Origin of the sequence: Streptomyces sp. NPDC057939 (assembly GCF_042887545.1) — a bacterium.
Taxonomy (GTDB): Bacteria; Actinomycetota; Actinomycetes; order Streptomycetales; family Streptomycetaceae; genus Streptomyces.
On record NZ_JBHVPG010000014.1, the window covers coordinates 117,634 to 133,381 of the forward strand.

General features: G+C 71.5%; 18 protein-coding genes. 10 read left to right on the top strand and 8 right to left on the bottom strand.

What is annotated here, in order from left to right:
• Window positions 1-336 precede the first annotated feature (336 nt).
• The 7 genes from ACFVS6_RS18195 (at window position 337) to ACFVS6_RS18225 (ending at window position 6,769) form a co-directional block, all read left to right on the top strand.
• Window positions 337-639: an urease subunit gamma gene (locus tag ACFVS6_RS18195; RefSeq protein ID WP_389704936.1), complete on the top strand. Its 303-nt coding sequence runs from the start codon at window positions 337-339 to the stop codon at window positions 637-639.
• A gap of 13 nt (window positions 640-652) precedes the next feature.
• Window positions 653-964, top strand: coding sequence for an urease subunit beta (locus ACFVS6_RS18200; protein WP_389704860.1), 312 nt, complete (start codon window positions 653-655; stop codon window positions 962-964).
• The gene (locus tag ACFVS6_RS18205; protein WP_389704862.1) at window positions 957-2,678 is read left to right on the top strand and encodes an urease subunit alpha; all 1,722 of its coding nucleotides are present in this window, start codon (window positions 957-959) and stop codon (window positions 2,676-2,678) included. The genes ACFVS6_RS18200 and ACFVS6_RS18205 overlap by 8 nt, the downstream gene beginning before the upstream one ends.
• A gap of 34 nt (window positions 2,679-2,712) precedes the next feature.
• Window positions 2,713-3,387, top strand: a complete 675-nt coding sequence (locus tag ACFVS6_RS18210; protein ID WP_389704863.1) for an urease accessory protein UreF — start codon at window positions 2,713-2,715, stop codon at window positions 3,385-3,387.
• A gap of 19 nt (window positions 3,388-3,406) precedes the next feature.
• A complete protein-coding gene (gene ureG, locus ACFVS6_RS18215) occupies window positions 3,407-4,102 on the top strand; it encodes an urease accessory protein UreG (RefSeq protein WP_389704865.1) in 696 nt (231 codons plus the stop codon).
• Window positions 4,099-4,908 carry an urease accessory protein UreD gene (locus ACFVS6_RS18220; RefSeq protein WP_389704866.1) on the top strand — a complete coding sequence of 270 codons (810 nt, stop codon included), beginning with the start codon at window positions 4,099-4,101 and terminating at the stop codon, window positions 4,906-4,908. The genes ureG and ACFVS6_RS18220 overlap by 4 nt, the downstream gene beginning before the upstream one ends.
• 196 nt (window positions 4,909-5,104) lie before the next feature.
• Window positions 5,105-6,769 carry an alpha/beta hydrolase gene (locus ACFVS6_RS18225; protein WP_389704868.1) on the top strand — a complete coding sequence of 555 codons (1,665 nt, stop codon included), beginning with the start codon at window positions 5,105-5,107 and terminating at the stop codon, window positions 6,767-6,769.
• Window positions 6,770-6,805: 36 nt separating this feature from the next.
• Here ACFVS6_RS18225 and ACFVS6_RS18230 read toward each other — a convergent pair whose 3' ends face one another.
• The 6 genes from ACFVS6_RS18230 to ACFVS6_RS18255 form a co-directional block, all read right to left on the bottom strand.
• Entirely contained in the window at window positions 6,806-7,516 is a 711-nt protein-coding gene (locus tag ACFVS6_RS18230; RefSeq protein ID WP_389704870.1) for a lysophospholipid acyltransferase family protein, read from the bottom strand.
• A 134-nt stretch (window positions 7,517-7,650) separates the two neighbouring features.
• Window positions 7,651-7,809 (bottom strand): hypothetical protein, encoded by a 159-nt coding sequence (locus ACFVS6_RS18235; protein ID WP_389704871.1) that lies wholly within the window; start codon window positions 7,807-7,809, stop codon window positions 7,651-7,653.
• A gap of 32 nt (window positions 7,810-7,841) precedes the next feature.
• Complete coding sequence (locus ACFVS6_RS18240) at window positions 7,842-8,798, bottom strand: cytochrome c oxidase assembly protein (RefSeq protein WP_389704873.1); 957 nt, start codon at window positions 8,796-8,798, stop codon at window positions 7,842-7,844.
• A gap of 91 nt (window positions 8,799-8,889) precedes the next feature.
• The gene (locus ACFVS6_RS18245) at window positions 8,890-9,915 is read right to left on the bottom strand and encodes a 6-phosphofructokinase (protein ID WP_385571610.1); all 1,026 of its coding nucleotides are present in this window, start codon (window positions 9,913-9,915) and stop codon (window positions 8,890-8,892) included.
• A gap of 202 nt (window positions 9,916-10,117) precedes the next feature.
• Window positions 10,118-10,846, bottom strand: coding sequence for a type 1 glutamine amidotransferase (locus tag ACFVS6_RS18250; RefSeq protein ID WP_389704875.1), 729 nt, complete (start codon window positions 10,844-10,846; stop codon window positions 10,118-10,120).
• Window positions 10,847-10,875: 29 nt separating this feature from the next.
• Window positions 10,876-12,114 carry a MurT ligase domain-containing protein gene (locus tag ACFVS6_RS18255; RefSeq protein ID WP_281205252.1) on the bottom strand — a complete coding sequence of 413 codons (1,239 nt, stop codon included), beginning with the start codon at window positions 12,112-12,114 and terminating at the stop codon, window positions 10,876-10,878.
• Between the two features lie 123 nt (window positions 12,115-12,237).
• Between ACFVS6_RS18255 and def the strand changes: the two genes are divergently transcribed.
• Window positions 12,238-12,792, top strand: coding sequence for a peptide deformylase (gene def / locus ACFVS6_RS18260; protein WP_389704877.1), 555 nt, complete (start codon window positions 12,238-12,240; stop codon window positions 12,790-12,792).
• A gap of 43 nt (window positions 12,793-12,835) precedes the next feature.
• Here the strand turns inward: def and ACFVS6_RS18265 are convergent, their stop codons facing one another.
• On the bottom strand, window positions 12,836-13,480 hold the full coding sequence (locus ACFVS6_RS18265) for a TetR family transcriptional regulator (RefSeq protein ID WP_389704879.1): 645 nt from the start codon (window positions 13,478-13,480) through the stop codon (window positions 12,836-12,838).
• Window positions 13,481-13,662: 182 nt separating this feature from the next.
• On the opposite strand from ACFVS6_RS18265, the gene ACFVS6_RS18270 reads away from it, so the two are divergent.
• On the top strand, window positions 13,663-14,892 hold the full coding sequence (locus ACFVS6_RS18270; RefSeq protein ID WP_389704880.1) for an acyl-CoA dehydrogenase family protein: 1,230 nt from the start codon (window positions 13,663-13,665) through the stop codon (window positions 14,890-14,892).
• Here ACFVS6_RS18270 and ACFVS6_RS18275 read toward each other — a convergent pair.
• Entirely contained in the window at window positions 14,889-15,356 is a 468-nt protein-coding gene (locus tag ACFVS6_RS18275) for an SRPBCC family protein (protein ID WP_389704881.1), read from the bottom strand. The genes ACFVS6_RS18270 and ACFVS6_RS18275 overlap by 4 nt on opposite strands.
• A gap of 156 nt (window positions 15,357-15,512) precedes the next feature.
• On the opposite strand from ACFVS6_RS18275, the gene ACFVS6_RS18280 reads away from it, so the two are divergent.
• Window positions 15,513-15,698, top strand: a complete 186-nt coding sequence (locus ACFVS6_RS18280; protein ID WP_385006612.1) for a DUF5999 family protein — start codon at window positions 15,513-15,515, stop codon at window positions 15,696-15,698.
• Window positions 15,699-15,748: the final 50 nt, after the last annotated feature.

The following is a 15,748-nucleotide window of genomic DNA, read 5'->3' on the forward strand; positions in this document are numbered from 1 at the left end:
CGATGAGCCGGACCGGGTCGAGGAACTCCCCTCCCCGCTCCCGTCGCCCCGGCCGTATACGGAAGCCGGTCCGAGTTCCCGCCCGGGCGCAACCGGGTGCCTCGTCGAAACGTGGGTTAACGCGGCGGAAAAGCGCGAGCCCTACCGTGGGGCCCGCGGTCTTCCGTCAATGATCACCCATGGTCCGGCAAAGCGACGGTGATGGGGGCGGAAAGCCTCTCCCCGCGTTGGGCAAGACCTGCTTGGCACGGATATGCACAGGTCAACAAAGCGTTGAAGGGGGCTACGGTCGTCCCGGCGCGATGTTGATCATGTCCTGGAAGCTTGGTGATACGTGTGCGACTGACACCACATGAACAAGAGAGACTCCTCATCCACGTCGCGGCCGACGTGGCCGAGAAGCGGAGGGCGCGCGGGCTCCTGCTGAACCACCCCGAAGCCATCGCCCTCATCACCTCGCACCTCCTCGAAGGGGCCCGCGACGGACGGACCGTGGCCGAGCTGATGACCTCCGGCCGGACCGTCCTGCGGCGCGACGAGGTCATGGAGGGGATCCCCGAGATGATCCACGACGTCCAGGTCGAGGCGACCTTCCCGGACGGCACCAAGCTCGTCACCGTCCACGACCCGATCGTCTAGAGGGAGTGCCCGCATGATCCCGGGGGAAATCGCCTACGGGGACGGTCCGGTGCGCCTCAACGAAGGCCGGCCCGTCACCCGCATCACCGTGCTCAACGCCGCCGACCGACCCGTCCAGGTCGGCTCGCACTACCACTTCGCCGAGGCCAACCCCGGCCTCGACTTCGACCGGCGGGCCGCGCACGGGCTGCGCCTGAACGTCGCCGCCGGAACCGCCGTCCGCTTCGAGCCGGGCATCCCGGTCGCCGTGGAACTCGTACCGCTCGGTGGCCTCAGGCAGGTACCCGGACTGCGCGGGGAGACCGGGGGGCCGCTCGATGGCTGAACTGTCGCGCCAGGTGTACGCCGGACTCTTCGGGCCGACGGTCGGCGACCGGATCCGGCTCGCCGACACCGACCTCTTCGTGGAGATCGAACAGGACCTCAGCGGAGGTCCCGCCCGCTCCGGCGACGAGGCCGTGTTCGGCGGTGGCAAGGTCATCCGCGAATCCATGGGCCAGGCCCGCACCACCCGCGCGGAGGGAGCCGCCGACACGGTGATCACGGGGGTGGTGGTCCTGGACCACTGGGGCATCGTCAAGGCCGACATCGGCATCCGGGACGGCCGCGTCAGCGCCCTCGGCAAGGCGGGCAACCCCGACACCATGGACGGCGTGGACCCGGCGCTGGTGATCGGCCCCGAGACCGAGATCATCGCGGGCAACGGGAAGATCCTCACCGCCGGCGCCATCGACGCGCACGTGCACTTCATCTCCCCGACCGTCATCGACGAGGCCCTCGCCTCCGGCATCACCACCCTCGTCGGCGGCGGCACCGGCCCCGCCGAGGGCTCCAAGGCCACCACCGTCACCCCCGGCCCCTGGCACCTCGCCCGGATGTTCGCCGCGCTGGAGGGCTACCCCGTCAACATCGGGCTGCTCGGCAAGGGCAACACCATGTCCCGCGAGGGCATGTACTCCCAACTGCGCGGCGGAGCCCTCGGTTTCAAGATCCATGAGGACTGGGGTGCCACCCCCGCCGTCATCGACGCCTGCCTGACCGTCTGCGAGGAGACCGGCGCCCAGGTCGCCATCCACACGGACACCCTCAACGAAGCCGGCTTCGTCGCCGACACCCTCGCCGCCATCGCGGGTCGGTCCATCCACTCGTACCACACCGAGGGCGCGGGCGGCGGGCACGCCCCCGACATCATCACCGTCGTCTCCGAGCCCAACATCCTGCCCAGCTCCACCAACCCGACCCGGCCGCACACCGTCAACACCGTCGAGGAACACCTCGACATGCTGATGGTCTGCCACCACCTCAACCCGGCCGTTCCCGAGGACCTCGCCTTCGCCGAATCGCGGATCAGACCCTCGACCATCGCCGCCGAGGACGTCCTGCACGACCTCGGAGCCATCTCCATCATCTCCTCCGACTCCCAGGCCATGGGACGGGTCGGCGAAGTGGTCATGCGCACCTGGCAGACCGCCCACGTGATGAAGAAGCGCCGCGGCTTCCTGCCCGGGGACGGCCCCGCCGACAACCACCGGGCACGCCGCTACGTCGCCAAGTACACGATCAACCCGGCCGTCGCCCAGGGGATCGCCCGCGACGTCGGCTCGGTCGAACCCGGCAAGCTCGCCGACCTCGTGCTGTGGGACCCCGCCTTCTTCGGAGTGAAGCCCGACGTCGTCATCAAGGGCGGCCAGATCGCCCACGCCCAGATGGGTGACGCGAACGCCTCGATCCCCACCCCCCAGCCCGTGCTGCCCCGGCCCATGTTCGGCGGCCGGGGGAGGGCGCCCGCGCTGAACTCCCTCAACTTCACCTCGCAGGCCGCTCTCGACGACGGCCTTCCCGAACGGCTCGGCCTCGTCAAGGAGTTCGTGGCGATCGAGAGCACCCGCAAGGTCGGCAAGGCGGACATGCGCAACAACGACGCCATGCCGAGGGTCGACGTCGATGCCGACACCTTCACGGTCACCATCGACGGCGAGGTCGTGGAACCCGCGCCCGCCCGGGAACTTCCCATGGCCCAGCGTTACTTCCTGTTCTGATGGGACGCCACACGAAGACGCGGGAGCTCCCGAGGTGAGCCTCGCCGCACTGCTCGTCCTCGCCGACGGCCGCTTCCCCGCCGGAGGGCACGCGCACTCCGGCGGGGCGGAGGCTGCCTGCAAGGCCGGACGCATCCACGACGCCACCACCCTGGCCGCGTTCTGCCGGGGCCGACTGCACACCGCCGGCCTCACCTGTGCCGGGCTCGCCGCCGCCGCGGCCCTCGGCCTCGACCCCGCCGCACTCGACGAGGCCGCCGACGCCCGCACCCCCTCGCCCGCGCTGCGCACCGCCGCGCGGCGCCTGGGACGGCAACTGCTGCGGGCCGCCCGCGCCACCTGGCCCGACCCCGAACTGGACGCGCTGGCCGCCGCCTTCCCGCGCGGGGCGCACCAGCCGGTGGTCCTGGGCGTCGCCGCCAGGGCGGCCGGGCTCGGACCGCTGGAGGCCGCGCACGTGGCGGCGTACGAGAGCGTCAGCGGGCCCGCCACCGCCACCGTACGGCTGCTGGGCCTGGACCCCTTCGAGGCGAGCGGGGTGCTGGCCCGGATGGCCCCCGAGCTGGACGCGGTGGCCGCGCGGGCGGCCGAAGCCGCCCTGCTGGCACGCACCCGGGGCCCGCGGGCACTACCGGCGGCCTCCTCGATCCTGCTGGACATCGCCGCCGAGGCCCATGCCGCCTGGCCCGTACGCCTCTTCGCTTCCTGACCACTTCCGAAGGAGCCCCATGCACCTCGACCACGACGTGATCCCGACCCACCGGCACACCCACAGCGCCGACCCGGTACGGGCCGACGGCAGCAGGCGCGCCCTGCGGATCGGCCTCGGCGGGCCCGTCGGTTCCGGGAAGACCGCCACCGTCGCCGCCCTCTGCCGGAGTCTGCGCACCGAACTGTCCATGGCCGTCGTCACCAACGACATCTACACGCGGGAGGACGCCGAGTTCCTGCTCCGGGAGGCGGTACTGCCGCCCGAGCGGATCGCCGCCGTCGAAACCGGGGCCTGCCCGCACACCGCGATCCGCGACGACATCTCCGCCAACCTGGAGGCCGTCGAGGAACTGGAGGAGGCCTTCCTGCACAGCGGCCCCCTCGACCTGATCCTCGTCGAGTCCGGCGGGGACAACCTGACCGCCACCTTCTCCCGGGGCCTGGTCGACGCCCAGATCTTCGTCATCGACGTGGCCGGGGGCGACGACATCCCCCGCAAGGGCGGGCCCGGAGTCACCACCGCCGACCTGCTGGTCGTCAACAAGACCGACCTCGCACCGCACGTCGGCTCCGACCTCGGCCGGATGGCCCGCGACGCGGCCGAGCAACGCGGCGACCTGCCCGTCACCTTCCAGTCCCTGCGCGGCCCCGAGGGCGTGGCCCCCGTGGCTGCCTGGGTGCGCGAGCGGATCGCGGCCTGGATCGTACGGTGACCCCCGCGCCCGCCGTCACCCCGCCGCCGGCGCCCCCGACCGCCCCACCCGCCGCGGGCCTGTCGGCCACCGCCCGGATCCAGGCCGTCGCCGACGGCAGGGGCGGCACCGCCCTGCCGCTCCTGTCCGGGGAGGGGCCGCTCGCGCTGCGCCGCGTCCGGGGCGCCGGGGGCGAGGCCGAGGTGATGCTGGTCGGCGCGATGAGCGCCCCACTCGGCGGTGATCACCTCACGGTCGAGGCGGCGGCGGGACCGGGCGCGCGCCTCGCCGTGCGTTCGGCGGCCGCCACCCTGGCCCTGCCCGGCCGGGGCGGCGAGCCCGCGCGGTACGACGTACGGCTGACCCTCACCGGGGACGCCGCCGTGCGCTGGCTCCCGGAGCAGTTGGTCTCCGTGCGCGGCAGCGACCTGCGCGTGCGGACCCGGGCCGAACTTGCGCCGGCCGCCCGGCTGGTGCTGCGGGAGGAGCAGGTGCTGGGCCGGAGCGGCGAGGATCCCGGTCTGCTGCGCAGCCGGCTCACCGTCACCCGGGACGGTCGCCCGCTCCTCGACCAGGACACGGCCTGCGGCCCCGGCGCGCCGGGCGGCTGGGACGGGCCGGCGGGACTCGCCGGACACCGGGCGCTCGGCCAGCTGCTGGTCGTCGACCCTGCGTTCGCCGCGGCTCCGCCGACCGCGGCGGTCCTGGGGGAGTTCGCGGCGGCCGCACCGTTGGCCGGTCCGGCCGTGCTGGTGACGGCACTGGCCCCCGACGCGCTGCGCCTGCGCGAGCTGCTGGACACCGCCTGCCGCACGTACGGTTGGTGACGGGAGGTCACATTCGAAGATCGACGGCATCCGGCACCGGTCAGCGGTACAGGCCTCTCCGGTTATCGGGTTGGCAAAGAACGGGCCCGGGCACTGTCGCCGGGTACGAGCCAGGCAGCAGGATCCCCTTGCACCCCAAGATCGAGGCAGACCGACCGGCCGCCGATGGCGGCACCTACGCAAGGGGAACCACCACGTGATACGTACCGCGGCGCTGGGGAGCGCCGCCACTCTCGTCACCGGCGCACTGGCCGCAGGCCTGTTGCTCGCGACGCCCGCCACGGCGGCTCCGGCCGGCCGTGACAACGGATCCGCCGAGGCGGCCGGGGTACGGATCGCCGCCGCGCGCGCCGCGCGGACCGGCATCGAGTGGAAGGACTGTCCGGCCGACTGGGGCTTCGAGAAGCCGATCCAGTGCGGCTGGGTCAAGGTCCCGCTCGACTACACGAAGCCCTTCGGCAAGACCATCGACCTCGCCGTCGACCGTGCCGTCAGCACCGGGACCAAGGAGGAGCGCCAGGGCGCCCTCGTCTACAACCCGGGCGGCCCCGGCGGCTCCGGCATGCGCTTCCCGCGCCGGGTCACCACCAAGAGCCCGCTGTGGGTGAACACCTCGAAGGCCTACGACTTCGTCGGCTTCGACCCCCGCGGCGTCGGGCACTCCGCGCCGATCTCCTGCGTGGACCCGCAGGAGTTCGTCAAGGCCCCCAAGGCCGACCCGGTCCCCTCCAACGAGGCCGACAAGCGCGCCCAGCGCAAGCTCGCCGCCGAGTACGCGGACGGCTGCAAGGAGCGCAGCGGCGAGATGCTGCCGCACATGACCACCCCCAACACCGCGCGCGACCTGGACGTCATCCGGGCCGCACTCGGCGAGCAGAAGCTGAACTTCCTCGGCGTCTCCTACGGCACCTACCTGGGCGGGGTCTACGCCACCCTGTTCCCGACCCACGTGCGCCGCATGATCGTCGACAGCGTGGTCGACCCCGACCAGGACAACATCTGGTACGAGGCCAACCTGGGCCAGGACGTCGCCTTCCAGATGCGTTGGAACGACTGGCAGGACTGGGTCGCCAAGAACGACAGCGTCTTCCACATCGGCGACACCCGCGCCAAGGTCGAGGCGAAGTACCAGGAACTGCGCGCCACCGCCAAGGCCAACCCCATCGGCGGGGTCGTCGGCCCGGCCGAGCTGATCGGCTTCTTCCAGGGCGCCCCCTACTACGACTCCTCCTGGGTGCCCGTCGCCCAGACCTGGAGCGCGTACCTCGCGGGTGACACGCAGGCGCTGGTCGACGCGATCGCCCCGGACATGTCCGACACGGTCGGCAACGCGGCGTCGGAGAACGGTAACGCCGTCTACACCGCCGTCGAGTGCGCCGACGCCAAGTGGCCCACCAGCTGGGCCAAGTGGGACCGCGACAACACCAAGCTGCACCAGAAGTACCCGTTCCTGACCTGGTCCAACGCATGGATGAACCTGCCCTGCGCGACCTGGAAGTCCAAGCAGAGCACCCCGATCGAGGTCGGTGCCAAGCGCGGTCTGCCGCCGGTGCTGATCGTCCAGTCCGAGCGGGACGCCGCCACCCCGTACAAGGGTGCGGTCTCGCTGCACAAGCGGCTGGCGGGCTCGCGCCTGATCACCGAGAAGAACGCCGGTTCGCACGGCGTCACCAGCCTGGTGAACCCCTGCATCAACACGCGGGTCGACACCTACCTGCTGACCGGCAAGGTCGACGCCAAGGACGTGACGTGCGCCCCGCACGCCACGCCGGTGCCGCCGGCCCCGGCCGCCGCGAAGTCGGCCGACCGGGCGACCGGCTCCGACCTGCCGGCGCGCGAGGAGCTCCCGGCCGTCCGTTGAGACCCGGAAGCACTGACGTGAGGTGAGGGAGAAGGCTCAGCGCCCCGGGCGCCGGGCCTTCTTCCGCTTCTCCTCCTCCTCGGCCTTGACCTCGCCCGCGTACCGGTCGACGTACTCCTGCCCCGACAGCCCGAGGATCGCGTACATGATCTCGTCGGTGACGGCCCGCAGGACCGCCCGCTCGCCCTCCATCCCGGCGTACCGGGAGAAGTCCAGCGGGGCACCGAAGCGGATCGTGACCCGCCGGACCTTGGGCAGCTTCTGACCGGGAGGCTGGATCTCGAAGGTTCCCACCATCGCGCAGGGCACCACCGGCACCCCGGCGCCGAGCGCCATCGCCGCCACCCCGACCTTGCCCTTGTACAGCCGGCCGTCGTGGGAGCGCGTGCCCTCGGGGTAGATGCCGAGCAGCTCGCCCTTCTCCAGCACGCCGAGCCCCTCGCGGAGCGCGGCCTTGCCGGCGTCCTTGCCGGAGCGGTCCACCGGGATCTGCCCGGCGCTGCGGAAGAAGGCGGCGGTCAGCCGGCCCTTGACCCCCGGCCCGGTGAAGTACTCGGCCTTAGCCAGGAAGGTGATCCTCCGCTTGAGGATCGCGGGCATGAGGAAATGGTCCGAGAAGGAGAGGTGGTTGCCCGCGACGATCGCGGCACCCTCCGGGGGGATGTTCTCCAGTCCTTCGATCCGCGGCCGGAACAGCAGCCGCAGCAGCGGGCCGAGCAGGACGTGCTTGAGCAAGTGGTAGAACACCGGGCAGCTCCCGTCGATGCCTCAAGGTCACGACCATCCTACGGACAGTCAGGCACCGAGCAGGAGGGGTGGGTACGGTCCACGGCGCGACGGGGCACGGGCCCGCGCCGGGCGGGCCCCGCCGGGCGGGTCGGTCAGACGCTGCGGGAGACGGCCAGTCCCAGGGTCAACAGCCCCAGCACGATCCAGCCGAACCACAGCCAGCCGTTGCTGCCGATCACCACGGAATACGCCGAGACGGCCACCAGGGCGGCGAAGGTCGTGACGGCCATCGCCTTAACGGATCCGGTCATGCCCCATGGTGGCGCGCGAGGGTGCCCCCGCGCTACTGGCCGCGCCCTTGGAGCGAGGCGAGATACGAGTTGTACGCCGCGAGCTCCTGGTCGCCGTCTCGGTCCGCGGCCCGGTCGGAGCGCTTCGCGGCCCGTTGCTCCGAGTGGTACCACTGGTAGACCAGCGCGATCAGGACCAGCACGGAGGGGATCTCGCTGAAGGCCCAGGCGATGCCGCCGCCCCACTGCTGGTCGAGCAGGGGGTCGATGTCGAGGGAGGCCGGGGGGCTCGCGTACGTCCCGATCATCGGCTCACTGGCCATCATCAGCGCGATGCCGAAGAAGGCGTGGAAGGGCATGCCCGCGAACAGCTCCAGCATCCGCATCACGTAGCCGGGGCGGTGCGGGCCCGGGTCCACGCCCATGATCGGCCAGAAGAAGATCAGACCGACGGCGAGGAAGTGGACCATCATCGCGATGTGCCCGGTCCGGCTCTCCATGAGGAAGTCGAAGAGCGGGGTGAAGTACAGCCCGTAGAGGCTCGCGATGAACATCGGGATGGTGAAGGCCGGGTGCGTGACGATCCGCATGTACCGGCTGTGCAGCAGCTTCAGCAGCAGCTCGCGGGGGCCCTTGCGGCCGCGCCCGGCGGGCGGCAGCGCGCGCAGCGCCAGCGTCACCGGGGCGCCGAGCAGCAGCAGGATCGGGGTGATCATGCTGATCACCATGTGCTGGACCATGTGCACGCTGAACATGACCATGCCGTAGTCGTTCAGCTTGGTGCACATCACCAGGATCACCGTCAGGACACCGATGGTGAAGGCGACCGTCCGGCCGACCGGCCAGGCGTCGCCGCGCCGGCGCAGTCGCAGCACGCCCCACGCGTAGAGGGCGAGTCCGGCCAGCGACGCGAACAGGAAGAAGGCGTCGAAGGAGAATTCCAACCCGCGCCCGAGAGTGAACGGCGGCAAGTCCATGGGCATGTCCATGCCGTGCCCGCTGTGATCCATCTGTTCACTCCCTTGACCGTGGTGCTCCACCACAGTAATGGGGGCCCCGGAGCCGAACGCGTCCGGGGCCGCCCTCAGAAGGGGGGAAACATCACAGAACGGTCTGGGCCTCTTCGTACCGCTCGGCCGGCACCGTCTTGAGGGTCTCCACGGCCCCGGCGAGCGGAACCATCTCGATGTCCGTACCGCGCAGGGCGGTCATCATGCCGAACTCGCCGCGGTGAGCGGCCTCGACCGCGTGCCAGCCGAAGCGGGTCGCGAGCACCCGGTCGTACGCGGTGGGCGTGCCCCCGCGCTGGACGTGGCCCAGGATCACCGGACGGGCCTCCTTGCCGAGGCGCTCCTCCAGTTCGACGGCGAGCCGGTTGCCGATGCCGGCGAACCGCTCGTGACCGTAGATGTCCGTACCGCCCTGCTCCAGGGCCATCGAGCCCTCGGCCGGCTTGGCGCCCTCGGCGACGACGACGATCGCGAACCGCTTGCCCGCCTCGAACCGCTCGCCGACGATCGCCGTCAGCTCCTCGATGTCGAAGGGCCGCTCCGGCACGACGATGGCGTGCGCGCCGGCCGCCATGCCCGAGTGCAGCGCGATCCAGCCGGTGTGGCGACCCATGACCTCGACGACCATCACGCGCTGGTGCGATTCGGCGGTGGTCTTCAGCCGGTCAAGGGCCTCGGTGGCGACGCCCACGGCCGTGTCGAAGCCGAAGGTCACGTCGGTCGAGGCGATGTCGTTGTCGATCGTCTTCGGCACGCCCACGATCGGCAGCCCGCCCTGGGACAGCAGGTGGGCGGCCTTCAGGGTGCCCTCGCCGCCGATCGGGATGATGGCGTCCAGACCGAGGTCCGCGACGTGTCCGCGAGCCCGCTCCACACCGTCGCGCAGGTGCGCGGGCTGGACGCGGGAGGAGCCGAGGATGGTGCCGCCGCGGGCCAGGATGCCGCTCACGGCGTCCAGGTCGAGCTTGCGGTAGTCGCACTCCAGCAGGCCGCGCCAGCCGTCGTGGAAGCCGATCACCTCGTCGCCGTGGTCGACGACGGCGCGGTGCACGACGGAACGGATGACGGCATTGAGGCCGGGGCAGTCGCCTCCGGAAGTGAGCACACCAATGCGCATGGCAGGAAGAACCTTTGCAACGTGGGCCGACGACCGGACCACGTCGTCCGGTTGGAACTAACCGTCACCCTACAAGCGGATCCGCGATGGACTGAACCATCCTCCACATGCTGGTCCGATCAATCGTACGAACGAACGCACGCCGGGCCCGGATCCCCGCGGGGGGATCCGGGCCCGGCGTGCGGTACGGAGCGGCCGCGCGTTACGCGGGCTGCGTGGCCGCCGCGATGCGCTCGGCGCGCAGCGCGTCGTACCAACGGTCGTCTATGGCCGGCAGCGCGTTCACGTCGAGGGCCAGCTTCAGCAGCAGGTCCGCGATGAGCGGGTTGCGGGCCATCACGGGGCCGTGCATGTACGTACCGAAGACGGTGTCGTTGTACGCGCCCTCGGTGCCGTCGCCGGTGCCGTTGCCCCGGCCCATGCTCACCCGGGCGAACGGGCGGGCCGTCGGACCGAGGTGGGTGACGCCCTGGTGGTTCTCGAAGCCCGTCAGCTGCGGCAGGCCCAGGCGCGGGTCGATGTCCGCGAGGACGTCGCCGACGCACCGCTCGCCCTCGCCGCGCACGGTGACGACGTCCAGCAGGCCGAGGCCCTCCTGACGCTGGCCGACGTCGTTGACGAACTCCTGGCCCAGGATCTGGTACCCGGCGCACACCGAGAAGACGATCGCCCCGTTCGAGACGGCCCGCTCCAGACCGCCGTCGCGCAGCAGGCGCTCCGCGGCCAGTCGCTGCGGCCGGTCCTCACCGCCGCCGATCAGGTAGATGTCGCCCGACGTGGGGATGGGCTGGTCGCTGCGCACGTCCACGCGCTGCACGTCCAGGCCGCGCTGACGCGCCCGGCGCTCCACGACGAGGGCGTTGCCCTGGTCTCCGTACGTGCTGAGCAGGTCGGGGTAGACCCACACCAGACGCAGGCTGTTGTCGCTCATGCTCTTGTCCTCTGCGTTTCTGACGGGGGCTAGTTGCCGACGCGGCGGCGCACGTCCTGGAAGGCGGTGTAGTTCGCGATCAGCTCGATCTGTCCGGGCGGCGCGAGCTGCACGGCCTCGTCGAGGGTCTCGCACACCCGGAAGTCCAGCCCCGCGACCTCCAGGCGCACCGCCAGGTCCAGCTTGCGGTCGCCGATCACGAAGATCGGGTGACCGGCCAGGCGCGGGTAGTCGACGTCCCACAGCCAGGAGGTGTCGGTGCCGTCGGCGCCGCGCGCGTTCACCGAGAGGATCACCGGGGTCGGCGGCGGGTCGATCAGCGAAAACGTTTCGAGCCAGCCCGCGGGGTTCTTCGCGAGCAGCAGCCGCAGCTCGCGCCCCATGAAGTTGACGACGTCGTACCGGCCGGCAACCGCCTGCACCTGGTACATGCGCTCCAGCGCGACCTGCGGCGGCACGCCGAACACGGCGGCCACGGCGGCCGACTGCGCGGCGTTGGCCTTGTTGGCGCGGCCCGGCAGCTGGAGGTGGATCGGCCAGGCCGAGCCGTGCGGGTCCAGGACGTGGTCGCCGGAGAGGACCCAGCTCGGGGTCGGGCGGCGGAAACCGCACTCGGCGCAGAACCAGTCGTCGCCCGGACGCTGCATCACGCCACCGCAGGAGGGGCACGACCAGGCGTCGTCCTTCCACTCCTGGCCGGCGGCGACCCACACCACGTTCTGCGAGGACGAGGCCGACCACACGATCAGCGGGTCGTCGCAGTTCGCGACGATGACCGCCTTCGAACCCTCCAGGCCCTCGCGCCACTTCTCGGCGAGCATGCGGGTCTCCGCCGCCCGGTCGAGCTGGTCGCGGGAGAGGTTGAGCAGGGCGATCACCTTGGGGGTGACGTCCCGGGCCACTCCGGCCAGGTACTTCTCGTCGACCTCGATGACTCCGTACTTGGCGTCCGAGCCGCCGGCCAGGGCCGAGGTGATGCCCGCCGGCATGTTGGCGCCCAGCGCGTTGGAGACGACCGGACCGGCGGCGCGCAGGGCCTCCGCGATCAGGCGGGTCGTCGTGGTCTTGCCGTTCGTCGCGGACACGAGGACGACATCGAGGTGCTGCGCCAGCGCGCCGAGAAGATCGGGGTCCAGCCTGAGTGCGACCTTGCCACCGATTACCGATCCGCTTCCGCGTCCCGCGGCCCGCGACACCGCCGCCGCGGCCTTGCCCGCCGTCACGGCCAGCTTGGCCCGCGGCGAAAGCGGCTCCGTGTTGCCTGCCATCGTCCCTTGTCCTCCTTGCGTCGGTCGGCCCCAGCCTATCCAGTACCGGCCGCGGCCTTGACCGCGGCGCCCCCGGGCCGCCGCGGATCTCCTCATATATTCGCCCGTCGTACCCTTACGGCCATGCGACAGCGCCCCCTTCCCGGTACCACCGGACTCGTCCGCACCATGAGCCTGCTGGGCGATCCGGTGCTCCATTCCGCCTGTGCGGAGGTCACCGCCTTCGGCCCGGAGCTCGACCGGCTCATCGAGGACATGTTCGCGACGATGTACGCGGCCCAGGGAGTCGGCCTCGCCGCGAACCAGGTCGGTGTCGGGCAGCGCGTCTTCGTCTACGACTGCCCGGACGACGAGGACGTGCGCCACGTCGGGCACGTCGTCAACCCGCGTCTGGTGGAGGCCGACGGGGGCGAGTACCGCGGCCCCGAGGGCTGTCTGTCCCTGCCCGGGTTGGAGGCGGGGACCGTGCGTCACGACCGCGCGGTCGTCGAGGGCGTGACCTCCGACGGTTCGCCCGTGCGCATCGAGGGCACCGGGTTCTTCGCCCGCTGCCTCCAGCACGAGTGCGACCACCTCGACGGCACGGTGTACGCGGACCGCGTCACCGGACTGCGGGCCGGGCGGCTCCGGCGGGCGATCCGCAAGGCCCCGTGGGGCGCACGGGAACCTCGCGGCTGAGCCGGGGCCGCCGACCGGGGCCGGGCGCCGGTGTGGCGGTCCGTCAGAAGCCGGGGCCGTCCGCGCGGTTGCCCGCGGTGGCCAGCCGGCCCCACAGCAGGTCGGTCAGGCCCTCGACCAGTTCCGCCCGGTCGCAGGGGCGCTCGCCGAGCCACCAGTCCCCGGCCGCGTGCATCATGCCGACGATGCCGTGGCCCCAGATCCGGGCCAGGCGTTCGCCGCCGGGGCCGAGGTCGACCCGTTCGCCGACGACCTGGGCCAGTTCCTCGCCGAGGCGGCGCAGCAGCGGGGCCGAGTGCAGGCCGACGTCGAAGCCGCGCTCGGGGCTCTGCGGGTCCTCGGCGGGGTGCATCAGGAAGCGGTAGACCTGGGGGCGGGCCTCGATGGCGGCGAGGTAGGTGTCGAGCGTGGCCTCGACCCGCCGACGCCGTTCGGCGGGTGCGTCCAGCGCGGCCCGCAGCGAGTCCAGGAGCGCGTCGGTGTGCCGGACGGCGAGGGCCTGGTAGAGGCCCGCCTTGTCCCCGAAGTGTCGGTAGAGGATCGGCTTCGTGATGCCGGCCTCGGCCGCGATGGCGTTCATGGAGGCCTTCGGGCCGTCCCGGAGTACGACGCGGTCGGCCGCTTCCAGCAGCTCCCGACGGCGGCGGTCCGCCGCTCCCGGTTCGCCGGCCTGCTGAGTGGTCTGCATGACGTGTTTCTCTCCCCGCCCTTGCGATGTGCGTGACGCCCACGCAACGTAACACCCCGCACACCCTGGCGATCGAACCGGCGGCGCTTGACAGTGCTTACCGGCCGGTAACAGACTGTGGTCATTGTTCAGGTTACCGGCAGTAACTTCGTTGGTGGCCACGTGAGACAGCTGGAGGGGACATGGCGGAGTTCACCATGGAGCTCAACGACGACCAGAAGCAGGTGCGCGATTGGATCCACGGCTTCGCCGCCGACGTGATCCGCCCCGCCGCCGCCGAATGGGACGAGCGCGAAGAGACTCCGTGGCCCGTCATCCAGGAGGCGGCCAAGGTCGGCATCTACTCCCTGGACTTCTACGCCCAGCAGTTCTTCGACCCCACCGGCCTCGGCATCCCGATGGCGATGGAGGAGCTCTTCTGGGGCGACGCGGGCATCGCCCTGTCGATCGTCGGCACCGGCCTCGCGGCCATCGGCGTCGTCGCCAACGGCACCGAGGAGCAGATCGGCACCTGGATACCCCAGATGTACGGCACTCCCGACGACGTCAAGGTCGCCGCCTTCTGCTCCTCCGAGCCGGACGCGGGCTCGGACGTCGGCGCGATGCGCACCCGCGCGGTGTACGACCAGGCCAAGGACGAGTGGGTGCTGAACGGCACCAAGACCTGGGCGACCAACGGCGGCATCGCCAACGTCCACATCGTGGTGGCCGTGGTCGACCCCGAACTCGGCACCAAGGGGCACGCCTCCTTCATCGTGCCGCCCGGCACCCCGGGGCTCTCGCAGGGGCAGAAGTTCAAGAAACACGGCATCCGCGCCTCGCACACCGCGGAGGTGGTCCTGGAGGACTGCCGGATCCCGGGCTCCTGCCTGCTCGGCGGCAAGGACAAGCTGGACGAGCGGCTCGCGCGGGCCCGCGAGCGGGCGGCGGCGGGCGGCGGCGAGCGGGTGAAGAACGCCGCGATGGCCACCTTCGAGGCCTCCCGGCCCGCGGTCGGCGCGATGGCCGTCGGCACGGCCCGCGCGGCGTACGAGGTGGCCCTGGACTACGCGAAGACCCGCACCCAGTTCGGCCGCCCGATCATCGACAACCAGGGCGTCGCCTTCCAGCTGGCCGACATGCGCACCCGGATCGACGCGGCCCGGTTGCTGGTGTGGCGGGCGTCCTGGATGGCGGTCACGGGCAAGCCGTTCACCTCGGCGGAGGGCTCGATGTCCAAGCTGTTCGCGAGCGAGGCGTGCAAGAAGGTCACCGCCCAGGCCGTCCAGATCCTCGGAGGCAACGGGTTCACGCGCGAGTACCCGGTGGAGCGGATGCACCGGGACAGCGCCATCTACACGATCTTCGAGGGGACCAGCGAGATCCAGCGGCTGGTCATCGCGAGGACGCTCTCCGGGATGCCCATCCGCTAGCCGCGGCCGGAACGGGCTCCGGCGGCCGGGTCCGAGAGGAGACGGGTCAGGGCGCGGGTGAACACGAGGCGGCCCGCCGCGGCCGTCAGCGGATCGAGCAGGCGCGGCAGGCCGCGCACCCGCAGGTCCTCGCGCCAGTGGGCCTCCGCGCCCCCGGAAGGCAGCGGGCGGACTTCGATCTCCGCCCAGCCGGTCACCGTCCGCCCGCGCTTCTCCAACCGGACGATTCCGGCGGAAGGGGGCGCGGGCGGCTGCCAGCGCACCACTTCCATGGTGTCGTCGAACGTGATCCTGCCCACCCCCGTGCGCGCCGTGAACCGCGTTCCGACGTGCGTCGGGGGTTCCGTTTCGATGATCGTCCGGGTGAGCGGAACCTGTGCGCCGTGCCGTTCCCAGTCCGTGAGCCGGTGCCAGGCCTCGGCCGGCGGAAGCGGAGTGCGATGAATGATCCGGATGGCTGGCATGAGCGCATGGTAAGCGGGCATACACACCGTGAACTGGACCGCGAATATGGGTTCCGTCCGGGGGCGGCGATCAGTAATACTCACCGCCACCGTGGATCGCGGATTCGACCGGGTGACCACCGGCCCTCCCGCCCCACTCTGCGAGGAGGTGCGCCAATGTGCTCCCACCAGCCCCCCTGCCCGCCCGCAGACAGCGCCGATCACGACGCTGCCCGCACTGTGGCCTCCCACCCCGAGCAGGGCTGGAACCTGCTCTGCAACGGCGTGGTGGTCTTCGACGACACAGGTGAACTGCTCCCCGAAGGCCGGACGGTGGAACCCCGTCGCCCGGCCCTGGTCTGAGCGAGGAGGCAGCATGCGCCAGCAGCTGATCCGCAAGCCCGTCCCCAAGC

Bases quoted from the DNA above. Each gene is read 5' to 3' on its own strand.
- ACFVS6_RS18265 (WP_389704879.1), bottom strand. From the start codon at position 13,480: ATGCAGACCACTCAGCAGGCCGGCGAACCGGGAGCGGCGGACCGCCGC.
- ACFVS6_RS18280 (WP_385006612.1), top strand. From the start codon at position 15,513: ATGTGCTCCCACCAGCCCCCCTGCCCGCCCGCAGACAGCGCCGATCAC.
- ACFVS6_RS18245 (WP_385571610.1), bottom strand. From the start codon at position 9,915: ATGCGCATTGGTGTGCTCACTTCCGGAGGCGACTGCCCCGGCCTCAAT.
- ACFVS6_RS18240 (WP_389704873.1), bottom strand. From the start codon at position 8,798: ATGGATCACAGCGGGCACGGCATGGACATGCCCATGGACTTGCCGCCG.
- def (WP_389704877.1), top strand. From the start codon at position 12,238: ATGCGACAGCGCCCCCTTCCCGGTACCACCGGACTCGTCCGCACCATG.
- ACFVS6_RS18235 (WP_389704871.1), bottom strand. From the start codon at position 7,809: ATGACCGGATCCGTTAAGGCGATGGCCGTCACGACCTTCGCCGCCCTG.
- ACFVS6_RS18255 (WP_281205252.1), bottom strand. From the start codon at position 12,114: ATGGCAGGCAACACGGAGCCGCTTTCGCCGCGGGCCAAGCTGGCCGTG.
- ACFVS6_RS18275 (WP_389704881.1), bottom strand. From the start codon at position 15,356: ATGCCAGCCATCCGGATCATTCATCGCACTCCGCTTCCGCCGGCCGAG.
- ureG (WP_389704865.1), top strand. From the start codon at position 3,407: ATGCACCTCGACCACGACGTGATCCCGACCCACCGGCACACCCACAGC.
- ACFVS6_RS18270 (WP_389704880.1), top strand. From the start codon at position 13,663: ATGGCGGAGTTCACCATGGAGCTCAACGACGACCAGAAGCAGGTGCGC.
- ACFVS6_RS18250 (WP_389704875.1), bottom strand. From the start codon at position 10,846: ATGAGCGACAACAGCCTGCGTCTGGTGTGGGTCTACCCCGACCTGCTC.
- ACFVS6_RS18205 (WP_389704862.1), top strand. From the start codon at position 957: ATGGCTGAACTGTCGCGCCAGGTGTACGCCGGACTCTTCGGGCCGACG.
- ACFVS6_RS18200 (WP_389704860.1), top strand. From the start codon at position 653: ATGATCCCGGGGGAAATCGCCTACGGGGACGGTCCGGTGCGCCTCAAC.